This window comes from Pontivivens nitratireducens (assembly GCF_011290545.1).
In the GTDB taxonomy this organism is placed as follows: domain Bacteria; phylum Pseudomonadota; class Alphaproteobacteria; order Rhodobacterales; family Rhodobacteraceae; genus Pontivivens; species Pontivivens nitratireducens.
This window is the reverse complement of the sequence record NZ_CP049811.1, coordinates 2,338,413-2,363,162: the sequence shown is the minus strand read 5'-3', so window position 1 is coordinate 2,363,162 and position 24,750 is coordinate 2,338,413. Positions and strand designations below refer to the sequence as shown.

The following is a 24,750-nucleotide window of genomic DNA, read 5'->3' as shown; positions in this document are numbered from 1 at the left end:
GACACCTGCGTCACAGTTGAGCAAAGCAGGAGGAACCATGATGCTCGTACAGCACATTTTGACGTCCAAGGCGGCTGGGGTCCAGACCATCCCTGCGAGTGCGTCTGTTTCCGAGGCCACGCAGCAGCTTTCCACGCAGAAAATCGGCGCGCTGATCGTCTCCGACGATAATGGGGCCACGATCCGGGGAATCCTGTCTGAACGCGATATCGTGCGTGAGGTTGGGGCACGCGGGGCCGCGGCCCTGTCCGATTCCGTGATGGATATCATGACGGCCAAGGTCCAGTTCTGCACCCCCTCGGATGAGGCCGTCGCCGTGCTGACCCGCATGACAGGCGGACGGTTCCGCCACATGCCTGTGCGTGGAAATGACGGCGCGGTCGTTGGAATCATCTCGATCGGGGATGTGGTCAAGGCGCGCCTGGGTGAGGTCGAGAACGAGAATTCCGCCCTGTCCGACATGATCCGCGGTTATTGAGAGACGCCCGGCGCGACCTTCGTTTCATCCGCCGTTACCAGATCACGAAATGCGGGACTGACTGGACTTCGCGCAGCAATTCCACGAATTCCGCAAACGGGATCAGCATCAGAAAACCGACTGCGTCGAGCATGGTGCTGTGAAATGCGCTAAGGTTTACCGTCACTTCGCGTGGCGAGACATAGGCGAAGGGGCTGGGGAATATCCGCGGCACGCGCGAGGCATATTCGTCATAGGCGGCCCCGAATTTCGCCCGCAGGTGCTTTTCCTCACGACGCGCGGTTGCACTCAAAACAACGAAGACCGTACCCGTCAGCAGCACCGTCAACACGATGCTGCCCAGCATCATGCCCAGACCCAGCATCGCGATGGTCGAAAACAGGTAAAGCGGGTGGCGGCTGATCGAATATGGCCCGACCTGCACGATCATCTCGTTCTTGCGCCCACCGGCATAGAGGATCGACCACAACCGTCCGATCACCCCGCCGATCAGCAGCAGAATGCCGATATTCTCGAAGATTTCCAGCGTCAGCGTCTCATTCCCCCAGGCGGGCGTGCTGAAAATGATGAGCGGAACCGCCATCAGCAGCGCGATCCGCAAGGTTATGATCCGCACACGTTGTCTTGCCGGGGGGGAGTAGGTGTCGCTCATCACGATCCCTTTCATATTCATGCGAGGATGCTTCGCTCCACGCGGAGATGTTGCAAAAAGGTGTCTGTTCCCAAAATAGTGCTACGTCAACCGGAATTCCCTTGTGCGACATTTCGCGCTTCCCCGCTTGACCTGCGCTACGCAATATTGTTGCGTCACGAAAACAAGCCCGATGGGAGCTGACATGCGTATTGCCCTTTACCCCGGAACCTTCGATCCGGTCACCCTTGGACACCTCGATGTGATCCGTCGCGCGATGAAGCTGACGGACAGGCTGGTGATCGGCGTCGCGATCAACCGCGACAAGGGCCCGCTGTTCACGCTGGAGGAACGCGTCGCGATGATCGAGGCCGAAGTCACCCCCCTGGCCAAGGCCGCGGGATGCGAACTGGTCGTGCATCCGTTCGAAAACCTGCTGATCCATTGCGCGCAGGATGTCAGCGCCAACATGATCATACGCGGGCTGCGCGCGGTTTCCGATTTTGAGTACGAGTTCCAGATGGTCGGCATGAACCGGGCGATGGACAACGACATCGAAACGGTTTTCCTGATGGCGGATGCGCAGCATCAGGCGATCGCGTCGCGTCTGGTCAAGGAAATCTGCCGTCTGGGCGGCGATATCAGCTCCTTCGTTCCGCAGGCGGTCGAGGATGCCCTGCGCGAACGGCTCGGATAGCACCGCCCACCCGCTTTGCACCAGATCCCCGCCGCGCAAGGGTGGCCTAACCGCGCCCGCGCCCCTACATAAGGCGCGAACCGAAAACGCGAGGAGACCCGCATGGCCGACGCTACGCCCGAAAACACCATGATCATCACGCTGCCCGCAGGCGAGGTGCATATCGCACTGATGCCGGATGTTGCGCCCAAGCATGTCGAGCGGATGAAGAACCTCGTCGCGCAAAAGGCCTATGACGGCGTTGCGTTCCACCGCGTCATCGACGGCTTCATGGCCCAGACCGGCGATGTGGAGCATGGCAAGGAAGGCGGCGATCCCCGCCGTGCGGGCACCGGCGGGTCCGACCTGCCCGATCTGCCTGCCGAATTCTCCAAGGTGCCGTTCGAGCGTGGAACCGCCGGAATGGCGCGGTCGCAGAACCCTGATTCCGCGAACTCGCAATTTTTCATCATGTTCGATCAGGGTGCCTTCCTGAACGGTCAGTACACCGTGTTTGGCCAGGTCATCAAAGGCATGGAGCATGTTGACAAGATCAAGCGCGGGGCAGGCGGCTCCGGTGCCGTGACCGATCCTGACCGCATGATCACCGTGCGCATGGGGGATACGGTATGATCGCGCGCCTCACATTTCTGGCGGCTGTGCTGGCCACGCCGTTGGCTGCACAGGATCTGGTCCTCGAAATGGAAAGCGGCGAGATCACCATCGCTCTCGACGCCGAGGCGGCACCCCAGCATGTCGAACGCATTGTCGAGCTGACGCAAACCGGGGCCTATGACGGCGTCGCCTTCCACCGGGTGATCGAGGGTTTCATGGCCCAGACCGGCGATGTGGAATGCGGTGTCGAGGGCGCATCCTGCCCCGCGGGCACCGGCGGCTCCGACATGAGCGATCTGCCGGCGGAGTTTTCCGACCGCAGTTTCGTGTCGGGCGTCGTGGGCATGGCACGCTCGCAGAATCCTGATTCCGCGAACTCGCAGTTCTTCATCATGTTCGCCCCTGCGCCGCACCTGAACGGCCAGTACACCGTCGTGGGTGAAGTGACCGAAGGTATGGATGTGGTGAACGGCATCACGCGCGGCTCGGGCCGTGGTGGCTCCGTGGCCGATCCCGACCGGATCATTTCGGCACGCATCGCTGAATGACGCCTCGCAGCGCGCCGACCCCACGGCGCGCTGCCATGCCCCTGCCGGGGCTTGCGTATGATCTCGTTCCTGTCACTGTGTGCTGAACTTCAGCCTGGACAGGATATCCCATGACAGACAACGCCCTGAACGCCGTGGCGCTCTATGCCGCATTCAACACGTTCATCCTCCTGTGGCTTGCCGTGAACGTCGGCAAGAAACGCAGCGAGGGGAAAATCTCCATCGGGGACGGGGGCTATATGCCGCTTATCCGGGCGCAGCGTGGTCAGTCGAACTTCGTCGAATATGTGCCGATGGCGCTGATAATGCTGACGATCATGGCTTTGCAAGGTGCGCCTGTGGTGGCGGTTCACATCGCGGGTATCGTGCTGACGCTGGGCCGTCTGATCCACGCGATGCACTTCATTTCCGAGGATGCGCCGGGTTGGCAGCGGATGTACGGCACCCTCGCGACCCTGGCGGTCCTGGTGCTCAGCGCGCTGGGGCTGATCGGCCACGCCCTGTTCTGAGGGGCGAACGCCCTGCACGCGCGGTTTGAACGGTATCAGTACTGCATCAGCCGCGCGCGCGTCCCCCACAACAAAAGAAAAGAGACACGAAGAAAGGGGCGGGTCAGCTTGCGACCAGCGCTCGCTCCACATCCTCGCTCCAGCCCAGATACAGGGAATCGCCATCGCGGATCACCGGGCGCAGCATCAGCTTCGGCTTCGCGGCCAGCTGATCCTCCACCTCGGAATGCTTGAGCCAGTCGCTGAGCATTCGCCAGTCGTTCGACTTTCGATCCACCAGCGCGTCACCGAATTCAGAGATCAGTTCCGCCCATTCGGCCTCGCTCATCGGTTCCTCGCGGATATCGCGAAAGGTCACCTCATGCCCTGCGGCCTCCAGCGTCTTGCGCGCGCGCTGGCTTACCGTACAGGTGTTCAGTCCATAGATGATCACGGCGAAAATCTCCCGTCAGGCCATGCGGCAATCTCGTTCATCGGCGGGGTGAAGGCAAGCGGCGGGGGAAACCGCTTTGCACCCTTCGCCCCTGTCGGCTAGTGTCGCGCGGAAAACAGAGTGAGGCTTCCGGTGAGCAATACCGATTCATTTATCGACGAAGTGAGCGAAGAGGTCCGCCGCGACCAGCTCTATACCTACGCGCGCCGCTACGGCTGGATCGCGGTCGTGGTGGTTCTGGGGATCGTCGGGGGGGCCGCGTATAACGAGTATCGCGAAGCCTCCACCCGGACGGGCGCGGAATCCTTCGGTCTGACGCTGGACGAAGCGCGTCTGCAATCCGATCCGGAACTGCGTGCCGAGGCGTTCGAAACCATCGAGGCCGATGGCGATGCCGCGGCGCTGGTGGACTTTGCCCGCGCGCAGGCTCTTGTCGAGGCGGGTGAGCCTGCCCAGGCGTCGGCCCTGCTGGACGATTTGCGCAACGCCCCCGATCTGCCGCCGCTCTATACCGCGCTGGCCACGTTAAAATGGGCCGTTGTTCCCGGCGCGCTGCCACCGGTGGAGGCGCGAATCGATGCGTTGACCGCCGTGATCGACGAGGGCAGCCAGATGAGCCTGCTTGCACTGGAACAACGTGGGTTGGCCCATGTCGAGGCCGGTAACATAAAATCCGCGCATGATGATTTCCGGTTCATTCTGGGTGATCCGCTCGCCACGGCGGCGCTGCGGGACCGGGTGACGCAGATGATTATCGCGACGGGTGGCACTCCGGGTGCAGCCGAACTGACCACGCCGCAAGGCCAGATTGACGGGAACTGAACCATGATCCTTCGTGCATCGCTTCTTGCGCTCGGCGCGCTGCTTCTGACCGCCTGCGGCGATGACGAGGAGATCCTGCAAGGTGAACGCATCGCCGTGCGCCCCCACGATGTCGTCAGCACTGGCGCGACGCCCGGCGCGCTGCCTCCCGCGTCACCCAATGCGGCCTGGACGCATGAGGGCGGCAGTGAGAGCCATCTCGTGCCCCACCCCGCCTTGGCACCTGCGCCGAGCCGCGTCTTCGCCGTATCCGTGGGGCAGGGCGGCGGAACCGATGCCCGCATCACGTCCGGTCCCGTAGGAAACGCCACGGCGATCTACACCTTGGATGCGAGGGCGCAGATCACCGCGACCTCACCCAGCGGGGCACGATTGTGGAGCCGTTCTCTGGTCGCGCAGGGACAGCCCGAATCCGATGGTTTCGGCGGGGGCGTGTCGTTGGGGCAGGGCTCCGTCTTCGTCACCACCGGGTTTGGTGAGATCTATGCCCTCGACGCCACGACCGGTGCCGTGCAGTGGCAACAGCAGGCTGACGCCCCGTTCCGCGCGCCCCCGACCGTCGCCGGTCGCCGGGTCATCGCGGTTGCGCGCAACGATGTCGCCACCGCCTATGACGTACAGACCGGGCAAATCCTGTGGCGCTTGACAGGTGCGCGCGGCGACGCGGGTGTGCTGGGTGGCGCACAGGCGGCCAGCAACGGTGCGCTGGTGGTATTGCCTTTCTCCTCAGGTGAGCTGGTCGCGGCCTTCGCCCGGAACGGACGTCGGGCATGGGCCGCCGCGATCACGGCAGGGCGTCGCGGGCTTGCCCGGTCGTCCATCGGGGATGTGACCGGCGATCCGGTGTTCGGTGACGTGGATGTCATCGCCGGCAACCAGTCCGGCAGCCTTGTATCTATTGACGCGCGCACCGGTCGCCGCAACTGGACGCACCCGGACGGGGCGCAGGATGCCGCCGCCGTGGTCGGACAGGGCGTCTTCTTCGTGACCGATCAGGCGGAACTGATCCGACTCGACCGCTCGACGGGCGCGGTGGTGTGGCGCACGCAGCTGGACCTGCTCAACCCGCGCGATGACGACCTCGCCGCACGCTATCGCGGGCCGGTCGTTGCAGGCGGGCAAGTCTATGTTGCGAATGGTCACAACGGGGTACAGGTCTTCTCCCCCACCGATGGCAGCTCCCTTGGCCGCCTGGACGTGGCGGATGGTGTCGCGGGTGCGCCTGCTGTGATCAACAACACGCTTTACGTGCTGTCGAACAGCGGCACGTTGCACGCCTTTCGCTAGAGACCCGGCGCAATGAAGCAGGTCCGTTCCGGCGGACCTGTGCCGATCCGGTGCGCCAAGGCAACCTGAGCCATCGGGGACGCGCGGTTTCCCTGCCCCGGACCCCACGATCCGGCGGCAAGATCGTCGCGCACGGACCTTTCGGGCGGTAACGGTACATATCCGCCCGTCACGACCGAGTTTGCTGAAATCGCGATTGCCAGATAGATCAGCATGGCGTTCTCCTTCGTCACGACCATCTGCCCGATTCCCTACCGCCCCGTTAACGCCGCCCCCTTTCCATCGGGTCGCAAAGGCGTTAAAGCCCACGCTTCGCATCATTCGAGTGAGCTCATGTCCTTTACCCTCGCCATCGTCGGTCGTCCGAATGTCGGCAAATCCACGCTGTTCAACCGGCTCGTGGGCAAACGCCTCGCGCTGGTGGACGACCAGCCCGGCGTGACCCGTGACCTGAGAGAGGGTGCGGCGCGGCTCGGCAACCTCCGCTTTACCGCGATGGATACCGCCGGGTTGGAGGAGGCGGATGATGAGAGCCTTCCCGGCCGGATGCGTGCGCTGACCGAACGCGCCGTATCCGAGGCCGATTTGTGCCTGTTCATCGTCGATGCCCGCACCGGAATCACCCGTCAGGATCTCGTCTTTGCCGATATCCTGCGCAAGCGCGCCAATGGCCGCGTCATCCTCGCCGCGAACAAGGCCGAGGGCAGCGCGGGCGATGCCGGTTTTTACGAGGCCTACACCCTGGGATTGGGAGAGCCGATCGCCATCTCCGCCGAACATGGGGAAGGGATGGACGAACTGCGCTCCATGCTGGAACCATGGGCCAAGAAGTTCGAGAAAGAAGTCGCCGAAACCGATCTGGAGGAGGGCGAGGATCCCAGCGACCGCCCCCTGCAAATCGCCGTCGTCGGGCGCCCGAATGCCGGTAAGTCCACCCTGATCAACAAGATCCTGGGCCAGGATCGCCTGCTGACCGGGCCCGAGGCCGGGATCACCCGCGATTCCATCGCCGTATCCACCACCTGGGGCCAGCGCGAATTCCGCATTTTCGATACCGCCGGAATGCGGCGCAAGGCGAAGGTGCAGGAGAAGCTCGAAAAACTCTCCGTCTCCGACGGTCTGCGCGCGGTGAAATTCGCGGAGGTCGTGGTGGTCGTGCTCGATACTTCGATTCCGTTCGAGAGCCAGGACCTGCGCATCGCGGATCTGGCCGAGCGTGAGGGCCGCGCCGTCGTCTTTGCGGCGAACAAGTGGGACGCCGAGGACAACCGCTCCGAAAAGCTGGCCAGCATGAAGGAACAGCTCGACCGCTTGCTGCCGCAACTGTCCGGCACGCCGCTGATTACCGTCTCCGCCCTGACGGGACGCGGGCTCGACCGCCTGCGTGAGGCGATCGAGAAGCAACATGAGATCTGGAACAAGCGGATTTCGACCGGCAAGCTGAACCAGTGGCTGATCGACATGGTCGCCAGCCATCCGCCCCCTGCACCGGGCGGCCGCCGCATCCGCTTGCGCTACATGACGCAGGCCAAATCGCGCCCGCCGACCTTCATCGCGTTCTGTTCGTTGCCAGAGGACCTGCCGACGGCCTATAAACGCTTTCTGGTCAATGGATTGCGTCGCGACTTTGACATGCAGGGCGTGCCGATCCGGCTGGAATTGCGCAAGCGTGACAACCCCTATGCCGATCGCAAGGTGCACCGCGCCACGAAACTGCGCAAACGCTCCGGGTTCAAGGATAACGAGTACTGATCGCGGCTACAAAAGCGCGACCAGCTTCTCCCCCTCGGCGCGAACATCCGCCAGCACGTCCCGGTTTTCGCCGGGATGAAACCGCGCCCGTACCGCAGTGGCCATCGGGGCGGGCACGTGCAGCGTGACCTTCGGCCCCAGCTTCTGCGTCTCGGCCTGCCAGCTTTGCCACAGTGCGCGCTGTGCCGCCTTCGACGCGCCATAGCCGCCATGGTAAGCTGTTCCCGCCGCCGGATCGTCGGCCAGGATCGCGTGCCCGCTATCGGAGGCCTTCAGCAGAGGTTCCACCATCGTTACAAGACGTTGCGCGGCGCGCACATTGGTCGCGATGGACTTGTCCAGTTCCTTGACCGCGACATGCGCGGCAGGCGACAGCGGCGCGGCATAGATCGCGGTATGAACCCAGGCATCGACCCGGCCCCAACGCTCATGCAGGGCGAGGCACATGCGCTGCAAACCCGCATCGTCCGTAATGTCGAGCGGGACCAGCGTCACGCCGCCGGGCAGGGCGTCGATCTCGTCCGCCAGTTCCTCAAGCGCGCCGACGGTGCGTGCCAGCGCCACGACATGCGCCCCGCTCGCCGCGGCGGCGATCGCTACACCGCGCCCCAACCCGCGTGAGGCCCCGGTGACCAGCACGATGCGCCCGGCCAGATTCTGTGTGGTTTCCTGTGTCATGGGCGGCTTTCTGCCCCGCTTCTTCGACCGGCGCAAGTCACCCTGCACGTTGACATTGTGCCGCAGGAACGGCAGACCTGTGGCAACATAATTCAGCCGAGGATTTTCTCTATGACCCGTCAAACCCCTATGGCCGCAACGCTGTGGCAGTCGAACTCCATGCTGCGTGACGCTGCACTGATCGTCGGCGGCTCGATGATCGTGGCGATGGCCGCGCAAATCTCCGTGCCGATGTTCCCGGTGCCGATGACATTGCAAACGCTGGCGATCCTGTTCGTGGGCTTGAGCCTGGGCGCATGGCGCGGCGCGGCCGCTCTGGCGCTGTACCTGGCCGAGGGCGCGATGGGCCTGCCGGTCTTCGCCAATGGAATGAATGGTGCGGCCCTGTTCGGCCCGACCGCTGGTTTCCTCTACGGCTTCGTTGCGATGGCAGGCATTGCAGGCTTCATGGCGGAGCGTGTGTCCGGTCAGACCCTCGTCGGCCTGCTGATCGCGGGTTTCGTGGCGAATGTGGCGCTGTATGTGCCGGGCGTGCTGTATCTCAACGCGGCCACCGGGCTCGACTTTAACGGTGCGGTCGCTGCGGGCATGACGCCCTTCATCATCGGCGATCTGGTCAAGCTGGTGATTGCGGCGCTGATCGTCACGGCAGGCTTCAAAATCGCCCGCCGCTGATCCGACCCCATAACGATTTCAGACGCCGTCCCAACCGGGGCGGCGTTTTGCGTTTGGGGCTTCCGCTCGCTCAGTCCGGTTCGTGAAGTCGCGCGACGGCGTTGCGACACATGCCCTGATCCAGCCAGGCACAGCCAGCACAGATCCGCTCCAGCGTATCTGGGGTGATCCTGTCCCGCATCCTCTGTTGCGCCTCAGCCCAGCTCAACCGATCACCAGCCTGCAATCCCAATGCCGCACCATGCCGTTGGTCCAGCGTCATGATGCGGGTCTGGCTGAGGCAGGAGGTATCGCGGCGCTTGGGGCAGGGGGCGCAGATGTCGTCGGTCTGCGCGATCACCTCGATCATCGTGTCGGGCGCGTCACGCAGTCGCTGGACGATTTGCGCCATATTGGCGACGAAGCCGCTGGAATAGCCCTTACCCTCGAACCCCAACGCGCACAGGAAATGATGTGCGCGAAAGAGGACGGGATCAGGCATCCGCCTTCAGCTTCACGCGGCCGGAATCGACCACGTCGCTAGGGCGCACGGGATAATCGCCCGAGAAGCAGGCGTCGCAGAATTGCGGTTCCGCCGCGCGCTTCTTCTCACCACAGGCGCGGTAAAGCCCGTCCATCGAGACGAAGCTGAGGCTGGCCACGCCAAGGTGATCGCGCATCTGCTCCACCGTCATCTGCGCGGCCAGCAGGTTTTCCCGATCCGGGGTATCCACGCCGTAAAAGCATGGCCATTGAGTGGGGGGGGAGGCGATACGGAAATGCACCTCCGCCGCGCCCGCGTCCAGGACCATATCTTTGATCTTCTGGCTGGTGGTGCCGCGCACGACCGAGTCGTCGACCAGAATGACCCGCTTGCCCTTGATCAGGGCGCGGTTGACGTTCAGCTTCAGCCGCACGCCCATGTTGCGGATCTCCGCTGTCGGCTCGATGAAGGTCCGGCCCATATACTGGTTGCGGATGATGCCCATCGCGTAGGGAATCCCGCTTTCCTGCGAATAACCGATGGCCGCAGGCGTGCCCGAATCTGGCACGGGGCAGACCAGATCGGCCTCGACCGGGGCCTCTCGTGCCAGTTCCACGCCGATGCGACGCCGGGTTTCGTACACGGAATGCCCGCCGATCACGCTGTCGGGGCGGGAGAAGTAGACATATTCGAAAATGCAGAACTTCTTGGGCTTCGCCTCGAACGGGAAGGACGATTCGATGCCATCGGGGGTGCAGATCACCATCTCACCCGGCTGAACCTCACGCACGAATTCCGCACCGATGATGTCGAGCGCGCAGGTCTCGGACGCCAGGCACCAGCCGCCGCCGGTCAAGCGGCCCAGCATCAGCGGGCGCACGCCGCGCGCGTCGCGCACGCCGATCAGCTTGGTTCGGGTCATGGCGATGACGCTGAACGCACCCTCGACCCGGCGAAGCGCGTCCTTCATCCGCTCGGGGATGGAACGTTGGATGGACCGCGCCATCAGGTGGATGATGCATTCGGTATCGCTGGACGACTGGAAGATCGAACCACGGTCGATCAGTTCCGCGCGCAGCGCCTCGGCATTGGTCAGGTTGCCGTTATGCGCGATGGCACAGCCGCCCATGGCGAATTCCGCGAACAGCGGCTGCACGTCGCGGATCGCGGCTCCCTTGGACCCGGCGGTGGAGTAGCGCACATGCCCGCAGGCGATCTGACCGGGCAACTGCTCCATCACCTTGGCGGAGGTGAAGTTGTCGCGCACATAGCCGAACCGCCGGACGGAGGAGAACCCGATACCGGGTGCGAAGCTGACGATGCCGCCAGCCTCCTGTCCCCGATGTTGCAGGGCGTGCAGGCCGAGGGCGACGAAATTCGCCGCGTCCGAAACGCCGGTCGCACCGAAGATGCCACATTCCTCACGCGGCTTGTCATCACCCCGTGCGTCGAATGGGTGAGCTGGAAAATCAGGGATCGTGGACATGGCGAAGTCTCCCACAGGCGCGCTTTGCGATGACTTTCGCGCCTTGTAGCGGCGCGTCACCTGCTTGTCACCACCTGACTGTGTCGCGCCGCACCTCAATATGAACGATATCCGGGGCAGCGCGGGTTCGCGCCCCGGCAGGCTGGTCTTCGGTCAATTCAGCTGGAGCAGCGGCCCATCAACTGATCGTAGCTCTCGACGATCTGGGGCGGCACCTCGGTCGGCAGCAGGTCGATCACCCAATCCTTGAGCGCGGCGAGCAGATCGCGGCTGGCTGCATTGTCCACCATCGCGACGGCACTGTCGCTGACCGGTGCCTGATCGTAGATCACGAAGGCGATCGCCACCAACAGCAGACCGCGCGCCGCGCCGAACAGCAGCCCCAGACCGCTGTCGATCGGGCTGAGCGCCGATTTCTGAACCGAGCTGGAGATCAGCGGGCTGAACAGCGAAATGACCACCAGCGCCAGGACGAACACGATGCCGAATGCCGCGATGATCGCGATCTGGCACGATCCGCCGATAATGTCGGAAATGACCGGCAGTTCCGAGATGATCGGCTCGACCGAGGGGGCCACGAGGAAGGCGACGATCGCTGCCGCCACCCAGCCCGCGATGGACAGAATCTCCCGCACGAAACCGCGCGAATAGGCCAGCAGGGCCGAAATGATGACGATGCCCGCGACACCGGCGTCCACCAGAGTGAATTGATCCATGCGACGCGGTCCCGTTGGTTATTGAGTTTTAGTCGAGTTGACCAAATACGCTTTCCACAAAGCCGGGCAAATCGTCAAGGGTTTCCACTTGGATCGGGTCGCTTCCGGTGCGCCGCATCCCGGCGGGTGCGATGGCGCGGGTAAAGCCCAGCTTCGCCGCCTCGCGCAGGCGGGCCTCGGGCTGGGGCACGGGGCGCAGGGCACCGGACAGGCTGATTTCTCCGAACAGGATCGTCTCGGGCGGCAGGGCGTGATCCTGCCGTGCGCTGATCAGGGCGGCGGCAACTGCCAGATCGGCGGCGGGTTCGCTCACGCGCAGCCCGCCCGCCACGTTCAGAAAGACATCCATCCCGCCAAAGCCGATCCCGGCCCGCGCCTCCAATACGGCGAGGATCATGCCCAACCGTTGCGAATCCCAGCCCACGACCGTGCGCCGTGGCGTGGCCAGCGGGGAGGCCGCGACCAGCGCCTGAATTTCACACAGCAACGGGCGCGTCCCCTCGATTCCCGCAAACACAACCGAGCCGCTGGCCGGTTTGCCGCGCTCGCTCAGGAACAGGGCGGACGGGTTGGATACCTCCGCCAGCCCGGCGCCGGTCATCTCGAACACGCCGATTTCATCCGCCGGGCCGAACCGGTTCTTGACCGCGCGCAGGATGCGGAACTGGTGGCCGCGCTCCCCCTCGAAATACAGAACGGTATCGACCATGTGTTCCACGACGCGCGGCCCGGCGATCTGCCCGTCCTTGGTCACATGCCCGACGAGGATGACGCTGATCCCCTTGCGCTTGGCAAAGGTCACCAGCTCATGTGCCGCCGCGCGCACCTGCGAGACGGAACCGGGGGCGCTGTCCACGTGATCGGACCACATGGTCTGGATTGAATCGATGATGGCCAGGCGCGGCTGCTCCGCCTCCAGCGTGGTCAGGATGTCGCGCAGGTTCGTCTCCGCCGCCAGCTTGACCGGCGCATCGGCGAGGCCCAGCCGCTTGGCCCGCATCCTGATCTGCGCCGCCGCTTCCTCACCCGAGACATAGACGACCTTCGCGCCGTTGCGGGCATAGGCCGCCGCCGCCTGCAATAGCAGGGTGGATTTGCCGATGCCCGGATCACCGCCCACCAAAGTGGCGGAGGCGGGAACCAGCCCGCCGCCGGTCACGCGGTCCAGCTCCGCAATACCCGACAATTCGCGCGGCAGGGCGGTATCCTCGACGCTCAGATCGCTCAGCGCGACGGTGCGCCCCCGCGCCTTTCCCAGCGCCTTGGGGGCGGAGGATCCGGTGCCTGCATCCTCGACAATTGAATTCCACGCGGAACAGGCATCGCAGCGCCCGGCCCACTTCTTATGGGTTGCGCCGCATTCCGTGCATCTGAAATTGTTCGTCTGTCTTGCCATGGGACGGGTCTATCGCGACCGGAACGAAACCGCAACATTTGTGCGGAATGCGCGCCATTTCAGTGAGGATTTCAGAAAGGCGCGCCGGTGATCAGGATCACGCCGAAGGCGATCTGGAACAGGGGCAGCACACGCTCCGCCCCACGCTCCGCCCAAAACAGGCTCGCGGCGCAGAACGCCAGCGCGCCGCCCGCAAAGAGTGCCAGCGGCGGCGACAGGAGGGAGATCGACGCCATGCCCAGCAGCGTGAACACCACCGTGCCGATATACAATGCGCGCCGGATGGGCTGCGCGGATATCGCGCGCCATGCGCTCCACCCCATCGCGCCGAACGCGCCGAAGCCGATCAGGATGCCCCCCATCAATTCGAATATCGTCATCTCTTCACCATGCTCAATCCCAGGGAGGTCACCACGCAGCCCGTGAACAGCCACAGACCCCATAGCGGCGTCACGTTCGCGCCCGCGATGCCCTTGGCCAGCACGACGTAGAGCGCGATCAGAAAGATATCGGCCATCGACAACCGCGCGATATAGGGCAGCGCGGGGGCCAGACGCGCGGGCAGGCGACCGGCGAAGTGCAGTTCCGTCGCGATGACCTTGGCGTAGGGCATGACGATGGCGAGCAGGGCCACCAGCGTGGCCAGAACGGCGTCAGACCCCCACAAAGCGCGCAAACCGCCCAGCATCGAAACACGGTCCCCGCCCAGAAACCACAGCACCCGCGCCTGCATCAGAGGGGCCAGCCAGGCGATTGGATACGCGACCAACAGTGCCAGGTTGATGCCCCGCGCCAGCCGCACCGCCTATCGGACCGCCTCGATCGGGCCATCGGCAGACCCGGTGACGAACTGTTCGACATAGGGATCGCCGCAAGTGTCCATCTGATCCGCCGGACCGATCCAGCGGATCTTGCCATCGTGCAGCATCGCGACCTGATCCGCGATGGCGCGAACGCTGGTCATGTCATGGGTGATGGTCATGCCGGTGGCGCCGATCTCAGCCGTGATCTCGCGTATCAGGTCGTTGATGACACCGGCCATGATCGGGTCGAGCCCGGTCGTCGGCTCATCGAAAAAGATGATCTGCGGGTCCGCCGCGATGGCCCGCGCCAGACCGACACGTTTTTGCATTCCGCCTGACAGTTCAGCGGGAAACTGGTCCGCCACGTCCGCGCTCAGCCCGACACGACGCAGTTTTTCGACCGCGACATCGCGCGCGTCGCTGCGGCTGAGCTTGTTTTTGCCCCGTACCAGACGAAAGCCGACATTTTCCCAGACCGTCAGGCTGTCGAACAGCGCCGCGCCCTGAAACAGCATTCCGAACCGCGCGAGGAACGCATCGCGATCCCGATCGGCTGGTTGCCCGTCCAGCAGAACCTCGCCCGCGTCGGGCTTCACCAGCCCCAGGATGCATTTCAGCAGCACGGACTTGCCCGAACCCGACTCACCGATGATGACCGTGTTCTGTCCCGCCGGCGCGATCAGATCGACGCCGCGCAGAACATGCTTGCGACCGAAGGATTTGGTCAGGTTCTTGAGAGTGATTTGCGTGCTCATGAGGTAAAGAAAACCTCCGTCAGGATGTAGTTCGCCGCGAAAATCAGCACCGATGCGGACACGACCGCGTTCGTGGTCGCCCGCCCGACGCCCTGTGCGCCGCGCTGCGAATGATAGCCCTGATAGCAGCCCATCAACGCCAGGATGAAGCCGAACACCGCCGCCTTGACCAGACCGGAGACGACATCCGCCGTCGTCAGGAAATCCGCGGTCGTTTTGATATAGGTCGCGGCGTTGAAGTCGAGCCGCCCGACGCCGACCATAAATCCGCCCATCACACCGATGATATCCCCGATCAGCACCAGCAGGGGCAGGGCGATAACGGCCGCGATCAGGCGCGGGACGACCAGATACTTCATCGGGTTGGTGCTAAGCGTGCTGAGCGCGTCGATCTGCTCCGTCACGCGCATCGTGCCGATTTCCGCCGCGATGGAGGCAGAGACTCGCCCCGCCACCATCAGCCCGCCCAGAACGGGCCCCAGTTCGCGCACCATGCCGATCGCCACGATCGACGGCACCACCGATTCCGCGTTGAAGCGCGCGCCGCCTGCGAAAATCTGCAGCGCCAGCGCCCCCCCGGTGAACAGCGTCGTCAGGCCCACCACCGGCAGCGAGAACCAGCCGATCCGCAGCAATTGCCGCCCGATCTCCACCGGATAGAACGGCGGCCGCACCAGATGACTGATAGCGGTTGCGGCGAAGATCAGCAGCGCGCCGGTTGCCGCGCACAGGGCCAGAACGGCCGCGCCGATGCTGGCCAGAATCTCCTGCGCATACCTTAAAACGACCATTCAAGCCTCCATCGTTCGCGCAGACCTACCCTGACCGGACGTGCAGGCCAAGAGTTGTTACGCATTGCCGTGCAAATGCGACCGGCGATCATCGCGCGGGGCGAACCTGTCTTATGTAGGCGGCGCGGCGCGAAAGCACATCTTACACGTCGAACATGGCCCGATATAACCTCACCCGATATAATGCCGCTGATAGCGCGCACCGAGCGAAGTCAGTATTTCATAGCCTATGGTTCCCGCGGCCTTGCCCAATGCGTCAATGCCCTGATGCGGCCCCAGGATGTCGAGCGATTGCGGGTCGTGATCCAGATCCGTCACGTCCACGCCGATCAGGTCCATCGATACGCGACCGGCGAGGGGGCAGGGCGTGTCGCCGGACCACAGGCTTGCCCCGCCACCACCGATGGCGCGGATCAGCCCGTCCGCATAGCCGGAGGAGATCGTGGCAATGCGCGAGGGCCGCTCGGCGATCCACGTGGCGCCGTAGCCGACACTTTCCCCGATGGCGACATCGCGCGTCTGGATGACCGGCAGGCGCAGCGTCACCACGGGACGGGCGGCATCGAACGGCGCACCGCCATACAGGCCGATACCGGGGCGCGTGATGTCGAAATGATAATCGGGGCCAAGCCCGATCCCGCCGGTCGCCGACAGGGATCGGCGGCCCTGCGGTGCCATGGCGGTGAACGCGGACAGTTGCCGCAGGGTTTGCGGATGGTCCGGCATATCCGCGCAGGCCAGATGCGACAGGATCAAACGGGGGGTCCCCAGATCGGGCAGATGCGCCAGATCTGCTGCCTCCAACCCCAGACGGTTCATGCCGGTGTCGTATTGCAGGGCGAAGGGATGCCCCGCTATATTGGCCCTGTAATCAGCGGCTTGCGGCAGGGAGTTAAGGCACGGTATCAGCGCGTTTGACCGAAAATGCACCGCGTCCGAGGCGCACATCAGTCCGGAAAAGACGTAGATCTCCGGCCCATTGCCCAAGGCCTCACGCAGCGCCACGCCCTCCTCAACCTGTGCCACGAAGAAGCTGCGCACACCGACCTGCGCCAAGGCCCGTGCCACCCGGTTCAGCCCCAGCCCGTAGGCATCCGCCTTGACCACCGCGCCGGTTTCGGGCGCCAGGTCGAGCGCCCGCCAATTCGCGCGGATCGCGTTCAGGTCGATGTGTAGCCCGGCCTGCATCAATAATCGTCGGGACGCTGCTGCCAGCTTTGCGCGAGGTCGGAGAAGCGGGTGAAGCGTCCCTCGAACGCCAGCTGGACTGATCCGATCGGGCCGTGGCGCTGCTTGCCGATGATGACCTCGGCCTTGCCCGTGACCTGTTCCATCAGTTCCTGCCAGCGGGCGGTGGCCTCCAGATCGGTTTCGGAGGGCATTTCACGCTCTTTATAATATTCCTCGCGGTAGACGAACATCACGGCGTCGGCGTCCTGCTCGATGGAGCCGGATTCGCGCAGATCGCTGAGTTGCGGGCGCTTGTCCTCGCGGTTTTCGACCTGACGCGACAGCTGCGACAGGGCGATCACGGGGATTTCCAGCTCCTTTGCGATGGCTTTCAGACCTTGGGTAATCTCCGAAACCTCGTTCACCCGGTTATCGGATTTGGCGTTCGTGCCCTTGAGCAACTGAAGATAGTCGATGACCAGCAGGTCCAGCCCGTGCTGGCGTTTCAGCCGCCTTGCCCGCGCCGCCACGGTCGAGATTTTCAGCGCTGGGGTGTCGTCGATATAAAGCGGGATCCGCTCCAGCGTCTTGGACGCCTCGATAAACCGGCGAAATTCATCGGCATCCAGCGAACCGTCGCGAATCTTGTGGCTGTCCACCTCCGCCTGCTCGGCCAGGATACGTGAGGCAAGCTGATCCGCGCTCATCTCCAGCGAGAAGAAGCCGACGACGCCGCCGTCGATGGTGCCCTCCACCCCGTCGGAGCGCATGCCCTTCTTGTAGGCATTGGCGACGTTGAAGGCGAGGTTCGTGGCCAACGCCGTCTTTCCCATCGAGGGCCGCCCGGCGAGGATCAGAAGGTCGGATTTGTGCAGACCGCCCAGCTTGCTGTCCAGATCGCGCAATCCGGTGGAGACGCCGGCGAGCTTTCCCTCACGCTGATAGGCGGAGTTGGCGACATTCACGGCGGTGGTCAGCGATCGCAGGAACGACTGGAAACCGCCCTCGACGCGGCCTTGCTCGGCCAACTGATAAAGCCGCGCCTCGGCCTCGACGATCTGGGCCTTCGGCTCGTTATCCACGGTGATGGATTTCGCGGTGCCTGCGATCTCCTCTCCGATTTCGATCAGGGCACGCCGGATGGCGAGGTCATAGATCATCTGCGCATAGTCGCGCGCCGCAAAGATCGAGATCGCCGCCCCCGCGAGCCGTGCCAGATAGGCCGGACCGCCCAGTTCCGCCAGACCCGGATCATCCGCCAGAAACGCCTTCAGCGTTACCGGTGAGGCGAGGGCGTTCTTCTGGATGCGCTGCGCGGCCACGTCATAGATGCGCCGGTGCACGGGATCGTAGAAATGCACCGGCTCGACGATCGCGGCGACCTTGTCGTAGATCTCGTTGTTGACCAGCAGCGCGCCCAGCAGGGCCTGCTCCGCTTCGATATTGTGGGGCAGGGCGATCTCATCCGCCTTGTCCGCCGCCTGATAACCACCATCCGCCATACTGCTCACCCGCTACGCCTGATTTGCCGATCTTATACCCTGGATTACCTTGATCCCCACGATGTGAAGAACGGGGATAAGTCAGGGAGTCGTGTTTTGAAAGCAGTGTAGCGAATTCGACGGGGTAGGGGCAGTGGGGATATCCCTCAGTTTGATAGACCACTCAAGGGATCATCATCTTCTTCTATCAGTTTGAAATCTTCAATTCCGAACGCTTTTGGATCAACGAGCCGGGCATGGTTGGGATTTTTAAGCTCACTGAGGGGTAAATTGTCTAAGAATTGAAATTTTTCTAAATATGGCAACATCTTTTCGCCTCTTTTGGTAAGGCTATTATAGAAGATTATACAAAGTTCGTGGTTCGAGAATTGAGCTCTAAAAATACGAATATGGTGATCTGATTTCTGAGGGGAATCATCAATAAACCTCAATATATTGTAGACTACTCTAAAGTATTGACCTAAATCCCCCTCGTTTTGCTTATATTTTTCTTCAAATTTTTCAAGTGTCTCGGAAATTTCGTAGCTTGGTTCGCTAGCGCAATAGTACATAGAGTTATAAATTTGAGAAATTTGATCCCTGCTCCTTCTAACGGGTCGACCGTTACTATTGGGCTCCTCTTCAATTGCATTGGTCACAACATTATATAATTTTACGAGTTCAAAAAATGTATTTTCAAATTTTATTGATTCGTTAACTTTTATTTGAGACTCTAGGGCTAGAGATGATTTCCTTAGTTCTGCTCGGGTTTCTTTCAGCTCTTCAAGTTGCAAATGTATTGTAGTTAGAACTGCTAATAGTGCTAGAAACGAAAATATGGGGTTCAAAACACCGCCGATTAAGTCGCCCCATGCGCCCATAATTATGAATTCTGCAGGATTTCTAAATCCTAACGCCAAAGCTCCGATTAAAAAGCCTAACGAAACAACGCCTATCAGTTTAGAAATATTCGAGACGTTTTTCATTTAGCTTACCTCGCAATCAAAATAAAACCCCGCCCGGTTTTCACCGGACGGGGCCATAACTCAACAGTAACGAACAATCAGACCTCGGGCTGGTCGTCGTCCTCGGCGGGGGCGTCCTCGATGGGCGCGCGCTCGTCTTCGTCGTCGTCGAAGTCGTTCGCGGCACCGCCGACATCGTCGAACAGCTCGGCGATGTCGAACTCGGCTTCGGCGTCTTCCTCGGCGCGGATGTCCGCGATGGATTTGCCGGAGGCCTGAATCTCGGCCTCTTCAACCGAACGGGCGACGTTCACGGTGATGGTCGCGGACACTTCGGGGTGCAGCACCACCTCCATGTCGTGCAGGCCCAGTTCCTTAATCGGCTGGTCGAGCACGATCTGGCGACGCTCGACCGTGAAGCCGTTTTCGGTCGCCGCATCGGCCGCGTCGCGCGTGGTGACGGAGCCGTAGAGCCCGCCCGCGTCCGAGGCCGAACGGATGACGACGAAGGTCTGGCCGTCGAGTTTCGCTGCGAGCGATTCGGCTTCCTTCTTCGTCTCAAGGTTGGTGGCTTCGAGCTGTGCCTTCTGTGCCTCGAACCGTGCCTTGTTGGCATCGTTCGCGCGCAGCGCCTTGCCCTGCGGCAGCAGGAAGTTGCGGGCGTAGCCGGATTTCACCGTGACCACTTCGCCCATCTGGCCGAGCTTGGCCACGCGCTCAAGAAGAATAACGTCCATGTTCAGACCCTCACTTCACGGCGTAGGGCAGCAGGGCGAGGAAACGGGCGCGCTTGATGGCTTTCGCCAGTTCGCGCTGCTTCTTGGCCGACACTGCGGTGATACGGGAAGGAACGATCTTGCCGCGCTCGGAGATATAGCGCTGAAGCAGTTTCACGTCCTTGTAGTCGATCGTGGGAGCGCCCTCACCCGAGAACGGGCAGGATTTCCGACGGCGGAAGAATGGTTTACGTGCCATGTGTCAAATACTCCTGATCAATCGCGACGGGGGCGGTCGCCCCGGTCCGGACGGTCGCCGCGGTCACGGCGGGGGCCACGCTCATCGCGCGAGTTCTTTGCCTGAACCACTGCGGAGGGGCCTTCCTCGTGCTTCTCGACGCGCACGGTCAGAACGCGCATGACGTCCTCGTGCAGGCCCATCAGACGCTCCATCTCCTGCACGGCGGCGGAGGGGGCGTCGGACCGCAGGTAGGCGTAGTGGCCCTTGCGGTTCTTGTTGATCTTGTAGGCCATCGTCTTGAGGCCCCAGTATTCGCTCTCAGCCACGGAACCGCCATTGTCGGTCAGGACCTGGGAGAAATGCTCGATAAGGCCTTCGGCCTGCGCGGTGGACAGATCCTGCCGCGCGATGAAGGTATGCTCGTACAGAGCCATGAGTTCACCATTTGCTTGCGCGCTTCAAAACGTGCCGGAGATCACCGGGCAGGCACATACGAGGGGCGTCGCGATTCAACGAATTGCACCGGATGGGGCGTTATACATAGGTGATCGCCCGTGGCAAGGGGGCTGGCGGCATTGCCCGATTGCCCCAGTGTCACCGACCGGGCAAAGTGCGCCGCCGGACGGGATCGTGACATAGGATCGCGTATACCGGGAAAGAGGAGATGTTTATGCCGTGGTTCCTGCTGACGCTGGCCATAATCGGCGAAATTGTGGGCACCACGGCGCTGAAGCTGTCGGAGGGGTTCACCAGACCCTTGCCGGGGATCGTCGCAATCATCGGCTACGCGGTGGCATTCTACTTTCTGGCGATGGTGCTGCGCACGATTCCCATCGGCGTGGCCTATGCGGTCTGGTCCGGCGTCGGGGTGGCGGCGATGGCCCTTATCGGGCTGGTGATGTTCGGGCAAAAGCTGGAACCGGCCGCGATCATTGGCATCACGCTGATCGTGGCGGGTGTCGTCGTGCTCAACACGATGTCGGGCACATCGGGGCATTGAGGCCGCTCAACGTTTTGCCAGTTGCGCCTCACGCCAGATCACGAACAGGCCCGCCGCCACGATGATCGCGGCCCCGATATAGGTGGCGATCTGCGGCAACTCCCCAAAAAACAGCCAGCCCGTGATGGAGGCCCAGACCAGCGCGGTATAATCGAATGGTGCCACGATGGCGGCGGGGGCCATGCGAAACCCCTGCGTGATGAAGGTGATGCCGATCGTGCCGCAAATGGCCATCGCCGCAAAGACGCTCAGGTCCACGGCGGTGATTGCAGGCCAGTCCAGCAGCAGGGTCCATGAGGTCAGCAGCACCGGCAGCGCGGTCAGGTAGAACATCACCGTGCGCACGCTGTCATCCCCGTCGATCCAGCGGGCCGCGATCATCACCAGCGCGTAGCAAAGCGCGGTTCCCAACGCCAGCAGAGCGGCGGGTTGCAAGGTCTCCGCCCCCGGTTGCACGATCACCATCGCGCCGCCGAAACCGACGATCAACGCACCCCAACGCAACCTGCCGACTTTCTCGCCCAGCAAGGGCACCGACAGGGCGGTGACGAATAGCGGTGCGGTCAGGGCCAGCGCCGTGGCCCCGGCCAGCGGCAATGTGCGCAGCGAGGTAAAGAAGGTATAGGCCGCGCCCAGCGTCAGCAGCGCGCGCAGCAGATGCACGCCGGGCCGTTTTGAGCGCAAAGCGCCCCACCCCTCGGCCTGCACGACGATGGCGGTGACGATGGGCAGGGCGATGCATGAGCGCAGGAACATGATCTGCAACGCCTCGTAGCGTTGGGCCAGATCCTTGGCTGCCGTATCGCTGAGCACTAGGCTGAACACCCCAAGGCACATCGCCGCTATGGCTGCGCCGTGTCGCTTTTGATCCATAACGCCCTCCGCTCCAGCGTGCCTGCCTCACGCGGCAGACCTGTCATGTCCGCACCATTCAGGCAATCGTGATCGAGGTGCAGAGGCCGGTGTCAGCGCCGTTCAGGGACAGTCCGATGGGTTGTTTTCGACATTTCCCGGTTCGTGCGCTAATCCTATCGCGGGCATGATAGCGCGGCGCATCAGATGGACGACATTCTACTGCCGGACAATGCTTCATTCATTACATAAGGACGGGCAGAGCGTGGGCTCAGCACAGACAGATCGACAGGGCAGCGCGCCGTTTTACCTGCGCCAGACTCGGCAGATTGAACCAGCATCTCCCCTCATGCGGAAGGCCGGATCATGATCGGACGTTTCGTGGCTGTGGTCGGCCCGTCGGGGGTGGGCAAGGACAGCGTCAAGCAGGCCTTCGTCCTGGAGCCGAACGTTGTTCTGGCCCGGCGCATCATCACCCGCCCAGCCGTTGGGGGTGCGGAGGATTTCGAAGGCGTCAGCGACACCGCGTTTGATCTGCTGCGCCAGGCGGATGCGTTCGCGCTGCACTGGTCCGCGCATGGATTGCGCTATGCGATCCCGCGTAGCGTCGATCGCGATATAGCCGCCGGTCGGGACGTACTGGGCAATATTTCACGCGGGATGATCGCCGAGGCCGCCGCCCGGTTCGCGCGGTTCGAGGTGATATCCCTTACCGCATCGCGCACGTCGCTGGCGCAGCGCCTGAGCGTGCGCGCGCGGGAGGATGCGGCCGATATCGCCCGCCGGCTGGACCGACCGTCCTTCGACTTTCCGTGCGGGGTCAAGGTGCACCACATCGTCAACGAGGGCACCCTGTAAGATTGCGTAAAGGCGGTGCGCGCGCGGCTCTACCCGGTCAGCGAGCAGCGGCGGATCTGATGGAACTGGCCTGCTGCGTCCTCTCCCATCAAGGTGATCGCATCCATGCAGAGCGGATCGGGAATGGCGCGGGCGGCCTGCGGAGCGATGGAATCGATCACGCGGTTGGCGGTCTCCTCGTCCAGCGGGCCGCTCAGCGTCATGTGGAACTGGAAATCGTCGAAGATGTAGGGATAACCCCAGTCGAGCATCCGTGCGTCCTGCTTTGCGGTCAGGCCGGCCCTGCGCCGTCGCGCGACGTCCGCTTCGCTCAACGGGGCGCGCAGCATGTCCAGTTCGCGCACGATGGTTTCGGCCAATGTATTGATTTCGCTGGTATCGCCCGCCGGGCGAAGCGCGACGAAGCCGCTCCGATAACACTGCACCAGACCATTCAGCGGGGCGACGCGCGCCGCCGCAGCGAAATCGGTCACGCAGGCGATCAGATCGCTTTCGATCAGGCCCGCGGCCGGGTGGAACGGTGCCTTCAGCGTGGCGTGAAAGCCGTATCTGCGTGGCGTTTTCGTGATGGCCTGAACGTCCAGCCCGTGGGCGAAAGGATGCGCCACCGTGCGGCCCTTCGCACTGTCCCATCCCAGCCAGCGCGCGCCGAAAACGGCCAGATCGCTGCCGGGTGCAGGGGTGTAGAAAATCGCGTATCGTGCGTACATGACCATACTTCCCAACATACTCACGCAGTCCGCCGAGACTGCCAACTCAGCGTGACGCTCAAATGACTCAAGATATTCTGCTTTCAAATGCAAGTCTGATCCTGAAAGACGAGGTTATCATGGGAACTTTACACCTGCGGGAAGGTTTGATCGCCGGTATCACGCGCGGCGGCGGGGTGCCTGAGGGTGCCGTGGATTGTCAGGGCGACATGCTGGCCCCCGGTCTGGTGGAGCTGCATACCGACAATCTGGAGCGCCACCTGTCGCCGCGCCCCAAGGTGGACTGGCCCCACGGCGCCGCCATCGTCGCACATGATCGCGAACTGGCCGGCGCGGGCATCACCACGGTGTTCGATGCGATCCGCGTCGGTTCCATCGTATCGGGCGGGCAGCGGCGCTACGGCAAGTATGCGCGCCGCATGGCGGATGAGATCATCGCGATGCGCGCCGCCGGGGCCTTGCGCATCAGCCACCACATTCATCTCAGGGCGGAGACCTGTTCGGAAACCCTGGTCGAGGAACTGGCGGAGTTCGGCCCCCGCGACCGGATCGGCATCGTGTCGATGATGGATCACACGCCGGGACAGCGGCAATTCTCGGATATGGGCAAATACAAGGATTACGTCTGCGGCAAGCACGGTCTGCCCGCCGATGAGTTCGAGGGCTACGTTGCGTTCCTGCGCGGGATTCACGCGGAATACGGGGCGAAGCATGAGGCCGCGACCGTCGCCGCCGCGCGCAAGCTGGGCGCGACGCTGGCCAGCCATGACGACACCACCGCGACCCAGGTCGCCGCCAGCCACACCCATGGCGTCACGCTGGCGGAGTTTCCAACCACGATCGAGGCGGCGAATGCCTGTCGGCAGCTCGGCCTCCTGACCATCATGGGGGCCCCGAACCTGGTGCGGGGCGGCTCACATTCGGGCAATGTCGCGGCGGCGGAACTGGCCGGGCGCGACCGGCTCGACATCCTGTCATCGGATTACGTGCCGGCGTCCCTGTTGATGGGGGCGGTGCGGCTGGCGCAGATGTGGGGCGATTATCCGCGCGGCATGGCGACGGTCAGCGCGGCACCCGCGCGGGCGGTGGGGCTGACGGATCGCGGGGTTCTGGCGGTTGGGCTGCGCGCCGACGTGATCCGCTTTGCCGTGATCGACGACACGCCCGTGCTGCGCGGCACGTGGTCGGCGGGCGTGCAAGTGTCCTGAGCGCTTGCCCCCCCGTGTTACGGTGCGTAAAACAT

32 protein-coding genes are annotated in these 24,750 nt (G+C 63.1%); 12 read left to right on the top strand and 20 right to left on the bottom strand.

Features of this window, described 5'->3' with window-relative positions:
- Positions 1-40 precede the first annotated feature (40 nt).
- On the top strand, positions 41-478 hold the full coding sequence (locus G8E03_RS11725) for a CBS domain-containing protein (protein ID WP_166194181.1): 438 nt from the start codon (positions 41-43) through the stop codon (positions 476-478).
- A 34-nt stretch (positions 479-512) separates the two neighbouring features.
- Here G8E03_RS11725 and G8E03_RS11720 read toward each other — a convergent pair whose 3' ends face one another.
- Positions 513-1,130, bottom strand: coding sequence for a methyltransferase family protein (locus G8E03_RS11720; protein ID WP_166192052.1), 618 nt, complete (start codon positions 1,128-1,130; stop codon positions 513-515).
- Between the two features lie 184 nt (positions 1,131-1,314).
- Here G8E03_RS11720 and coaD point away from each other — a divergent pair, with 184 nt between their 5' ends.
- The 4 genes from coaD to G8E03_RS11700 all read left to right on the top strand — a co-directional run bounded on the left by coaD (position 1,315) and on the right by G8E03_RS11700 (position 3,457).
- Entirely contained in the window at positions 1,315-1,806 is a 492-nt protein-coding gene (gene coaD, locus G8E03_RS11715; protein ID WP_166192049.1) for a pantetheine-phosphate adenylyltransferase, read from the top strand.
- Between the two features lie 102 nt (positions 1,807-1,908).
- Positions 1,909-2,418, top strand: a complete 510-nt coding sequence (locus tag G8E03_RS11710; RefSeq protein ID WP_166192046.1) for a peptidylprolyl isomerase — start codon at positions 1,909-1,911, stop codon at positions 2,416-2,418.
- Positions 2,415-2,948 carry a peptidylprolyl isomerase gene (locus G8E03_RS11705; protein WP_166192043.1) on the top strand — a complete coding sequence of 178 codons (534 nt, stop codon included), beginning with the start codon at positions 2,415-2,417 and terminating at the stop codon, positions 2,946-2,948. The genes G8E03_RS11710 and G8E03_RS11705 overlap by 4 nt, the downstream gene beginning before the upstream one ends.
- 110 nt (positions 2,949-3,058) lie before the next feature.
- Positions 3,059-3,457: an MAPEG family protein gene (locus tag G8E03_RS11700; RefSeq protein ID WP_166192040.1), complete on the top strand. Its 399-nt coding sequence runs from the start codon at positions 3,059-3,061 to the stop codon at positions 3,455-3,457.
- A 103-nt stretch (positions 3,458-3,560) separates the two neighbouring features.
- On the opposite strand, the gene G8E03_RS11695 is transcribed toward G8E03_RS11700, so the two are convergent.
- Positions 3,561-3,890, bottom strand: a complete 330-nt coding sequence (locus G8E03_RS11695) for an arsenate reductase family protein (RefSeq protein ID WP_166192037.1) — start codon at positions 3,888-3,890, stop codon at positions 3,561-3,563.
- 132 nt (positions 3,891-4,022) lie between these two features.
- Here G8E03_RS11695 and G8E03_RS11690 point away from each other — a divergent pair, with 132 nt between their 5' ends.
- Together G8E03_RS11690 and G8E03_RS11685 are read left to right on the top strand one after the other, a co-directional pair.
- Entirely contained in the window at positions 4,023-4,712 is a 690-nt protein-coding gene (locus tag G8E03_RS11690) for a tetratricopeptide repeat protein (RefSeq protein WP_166192034.1), read from the top strand.
- A gap of 3 nt (positions 4,713-4,715) precedes the next feature.
- Complete coding sequence (locus tag G8E03_RS11685; protein ID WP_166192031.1) at positions 4,716-5,999, top strand: PQQ-like beta-propeller repeat protein; 1,284 nt, start codon at positions 4,716-4,718, stop codon at positions 5,997-5,999.
- Here G8E03_RS11685 and G8E03_RS11680 read toward each other — a convergent pair.
- Positions 5,996-6,238 carry a hypothetical protein gene (locus tag G8E03_RS11680; protein ID WP_166192028.1) on the bottom strand — a complete coding sequence of 81 codons (243 nt, stop codon included), beginning with the start codon at positions 6,236-6,238 and terminating at the stop codon, positions 5,996-5,998. The two genes, G8E03_RS11685 and G8E03_RS11680, sit on opposite strands and share 4 nt — an antisense overlap.
- A gap of 94 nt (positions 6,239-6,332) precedes the next feature.
- Here G8E03_RS11680 and der point away from each other — a divergent pair, with 94 nt between their 5' ends.
- The gene (der, locus tag G8E03_RS11675) at positions 6,333-7,751 is read left to right on the top strand and encodes a ribosome biogenesis GTPase Der (protein WP_166192025.1); all 1,419 of its coding nucleotides are present in this window, start codon (positions 6,333-6,335) and stop codon (positions 7,749-7,751) included.
- Positions 7,752-7,757: 6 nt separating this feature from the next.
- On the opposite strand, the gene G8E03_RS11670 is transcribed toward der, so the two are convergent.
- Entirely contained in the window at positions 7,758-8,429 is a 672-nt protein-coding gene (locus tag G8E03_RS11670) for an SDR family NAD(P)-dependent oxidoreductase (protein WP_166192022.1), read from the bottom strand.
- A gap of 111 nt (positions 8,430-8,540) precedes the next feature.
- On the opposite strand from G8E03_RS11670, the gene G8E03_RS11665 reads away from it, so the two are divergent.
- On the top strand, positions 8,541-9,104 hold the full coding sequence (locus G8E03_RS11665; RefSeq protein WP_240910337.1) for a biotin transporter BioY: 564 nt from the start codon (positions 8,541-8,543) through the stop codon (positions 9,102-9,104).
- A 70-nt stretch (positions 9,105-9,174) separates the two neighbouring features.
- On the opposite strand, the gene G8E03_RS11660 is transcribed toward G8E03_RS11665, so the two are convergent.
- The 14 genes from G8E03_RS11660 to rpsF form a co-directional block, all read right to left on the bottom strand.
- On the bottom strand, positions 9,175-9,585 hold the full coding sequence (locus G8E03_RS11660; protein WP_166192019.1) for a DUF1284 domain-containing protein: 411 nt from the start codon (positions 9,583-9,585) through the stop codon (positions 9,175-9,177).
- Entirely contained in the window at positions 9,578-11,053 is a 1,476-nt protein-coding gene (purF, locus tag G8E03_RS11655) for an amidophosphoribosyltransferase (RefSeq protein WP_166192016.1), read from the bottom strand. Before purF ends, G8E03_RS11660 begins: the two co-directional genes overlap by 8 nt.
- 158 nt (positions 11,054-11,211) lie before the next feature.
- On the bottom strand, positions 11,212-11,769 hold the full coding sequence (locus G8E03_RS11650) for a CvpA family protein (protein WP_166192013.1): 558 nt from the start codon (positions 11,767-11,769) through the stop codon (positions 11,212-11,214).
- A 28-nt stretch (positions 11,770-11,797) separates the two neighbouring features.
- Positions 11,798-13,165, bottom strand: coding sequence for a DNA repair protein RadA (gene radA / locus G8E03_RS11645; RefSeq protein ID WP_166192010.1), 1,368 nt, complete (start codon positions 13,163-13,165; stop codon positions 11,798-11,800).
- A gap of 71 nt (positions 13,166-13,236) precedes the next feature.
- Positions 13,237-13,545 (bottom strand): hypothetical protein, encoded by a 309-nt coding sequence (locus tag G8E03_RS11640; protein ID WP_166192007.1) that lies wholly within the window; start codon positions 13,543-13,545, stop codon positions 13,237-13,239.
- Positions 13,542-13,967 carry a paraquat-inducible protein A gene (locus G8E03_RS11635; protein ID WP_347340499.1) on the bottom strand — a complete coding sequence of 142 codons (426 nt, stop codon included), beginning with the start codon at positions 13,965-13,967 and terminating at the stop codon, positions 13,542-13,544. The genes G8E03_RS11640 and G8E03_RS11635 overlap by 4 nt, the downstream gene beginning before the upstream one ends.
- A 3-nt stretch (positions 13,968-13,970) precedes the next feature.
- Positions 13,971-14,723, bottom strand: coding sequence for an ABC transporter ATP-binding protein (locus G8E03_RS11630; protein WP_166192004.1), 753 nt, complete (start codon positions 14,721-14,723; stop codon positions 13,971-13,973).
- A complete protein-coding gene (locus G8E03_RS11625) occupies positions 14,720-15,514 on the bottom strand; it encodes an MlaE family ABC transporter permease (RefSeq protein ID WP_166192001.1) in 795 nt (264 codons plus the stop codon). The genes G8E03_RS11630 and G8E03_RS11625 overlap by 4 nt, the downstream gene beginning before the upstream one ends.
- 171 nt (positions 15,515-15,685) lie before the next feature.
- On the bottom strand, positions 15,686-16,705 hold the full coding sequence (gene alr / locus G8E03_RS11620; RefSeq protein WP_166191998.1) for an alanine racemase: 1,020 nt from the start codon (positions 16,703-16,705) through the stop codon (positions 15,686-15,688).
- A complete protein-coding gene (locus tag G8E03_RS11615) occupies positions 16,702-18,186 on the bottom strand; it encodes a replicative DNA helicase (RefSeq protein ID WP_166194172.1) in 1,485 nt (494 codons plus the stop codon). The genes alr and G8E03_RS11615 overlap by 4 nt, the downstream gene beginning before the upstream one ends.
- Before the next feature lie 146 nt (positions 18,187-18,332).
- A complete protein-coding gene (locus G8E03_RS11610; RefSeq protein ID WP_166191995.1) occupies positions 18,333-19,151 on the bottom strand; it encodes a putative phage abortive infection protein in 819 nt (272 codons plus the stop codon).
- Between the two features lie 77 nt (positions 19,152-19,228).
- The gene (rplI, locus tag G8E03_RS11605) at positions 19,229-19,867 is read right to left on the bottom strand and encodes a 50S ribosomal protein L9 (protein ID WP_166191992.1); all 639 of its coding nucleotides are present in this window, start codon (positions 19,865-19,867) and stop codon (positions 19,229-19,231) included.
- Positions 19,868-19,877: 10 nt separating this feature from the next.
- A complete protein-coding gene (gene rpsR, locus G8E03_RS11600; protein ID WP_108781873.1) occupies positions 19,878-20,105 on the bottom strand; it encodes a 30S ribosomal protein S18 in 228 nt (75 codons plus the stop codon).
- Positions 20,106-20,122: 17 nt separating this feature from the next.
- Positions 20,123-20,521: a 30S ribosomal protein S6 gene (gene rpsF / locus G8E03_RS11595; RefSeq protein WP_166191989.1), complete on the bottom strand. Its 399-nt coding sequence runs from the start codon at positions 20,519-20,521 to the stop codon at positions 20,123-20,125.
- Between the two features lie 236 nt (positions 20,522-20,757).
- Here rpsF and G8E03_RS11590 point away from each other — a divergent pair, with 236 nt between their 5' ends.
- Positions 20,758-21,087: a DMT family transporter gene (locus G8E03_RS11590; RefSeq protein ID WP_166191986.1), complete on the top strand. Its 330-nt coding sequence runs from the start codon at positions 20,758-20,760 to the stop codon at positions 21,085-21,087.
- 6 nt (positions 21,088-21,093) lie between these two features.
- Here the strand turns inward: G8E03_RS11590 and G8E03_RS11585 are convergent, their stop codons facing one another.
- Positions 21,094-21,960, bottom strand: coding sequence for a DMT family transporter (locus G8E03_RS11585; RefSeq protein WP_166191983.1), 867 nt, complete (start codon positions 21,958-21,960; stop codon positions 21,094-21,096).
- A 345-nt stretch (positions 21,961-22,305) separates the two neighbouring features.
- On the opposite strand from G8E03_RS11585, the gene phnN reads away from it, so the two are divergent.
- Entirely contained in the window at positions 22,306-22,797 is a 492-nt protein-coding gene (phnN, locus tag G8E03_RS11580) for a phosphonate metabolism protein/1,5-bisphosphokinase (PRPP-forming) PhnN (RefSeq protein WP_166191980.1), read from the top strand.
- 29 nt (positions 22,798-22,826) lie between these two features.
- On the opposite strand, the gene G8E03_RS11575 is transcribed toward phnN, so the two are convergent.
- Positions 22,827-23,507, bottom strand: a complete 681-nt coding sequence (locus G8E03_RS11575) for a DUF1045 domain-containing protein (protein ID WP_166191977.1) — start codon at positions 23,505-23,507, stop codon at positions 22,827-22,829.
- A gap of 62 nt (positions 23,508-23,569) precedes the next feature.
- Between G8E03_RS11575 and G8E03_RS11570 the strand changes: the two genes are divergently transcribed.
- Positions 23,570-24,715 (top strand): alpha-D-ribose 1-methylphosphonate 5-triphosphate diphosphatase, encoded by a 1,146-nt coding sequence (locus tag G8E03_RS11570; protein ID WP_166191974.1) that lies wholly within the window; start codon positions 23,570-23,572, stop codon positions 24,713-24,715.
- Positions 24,716-24,750: the final 35 nt, after the last annotated feature.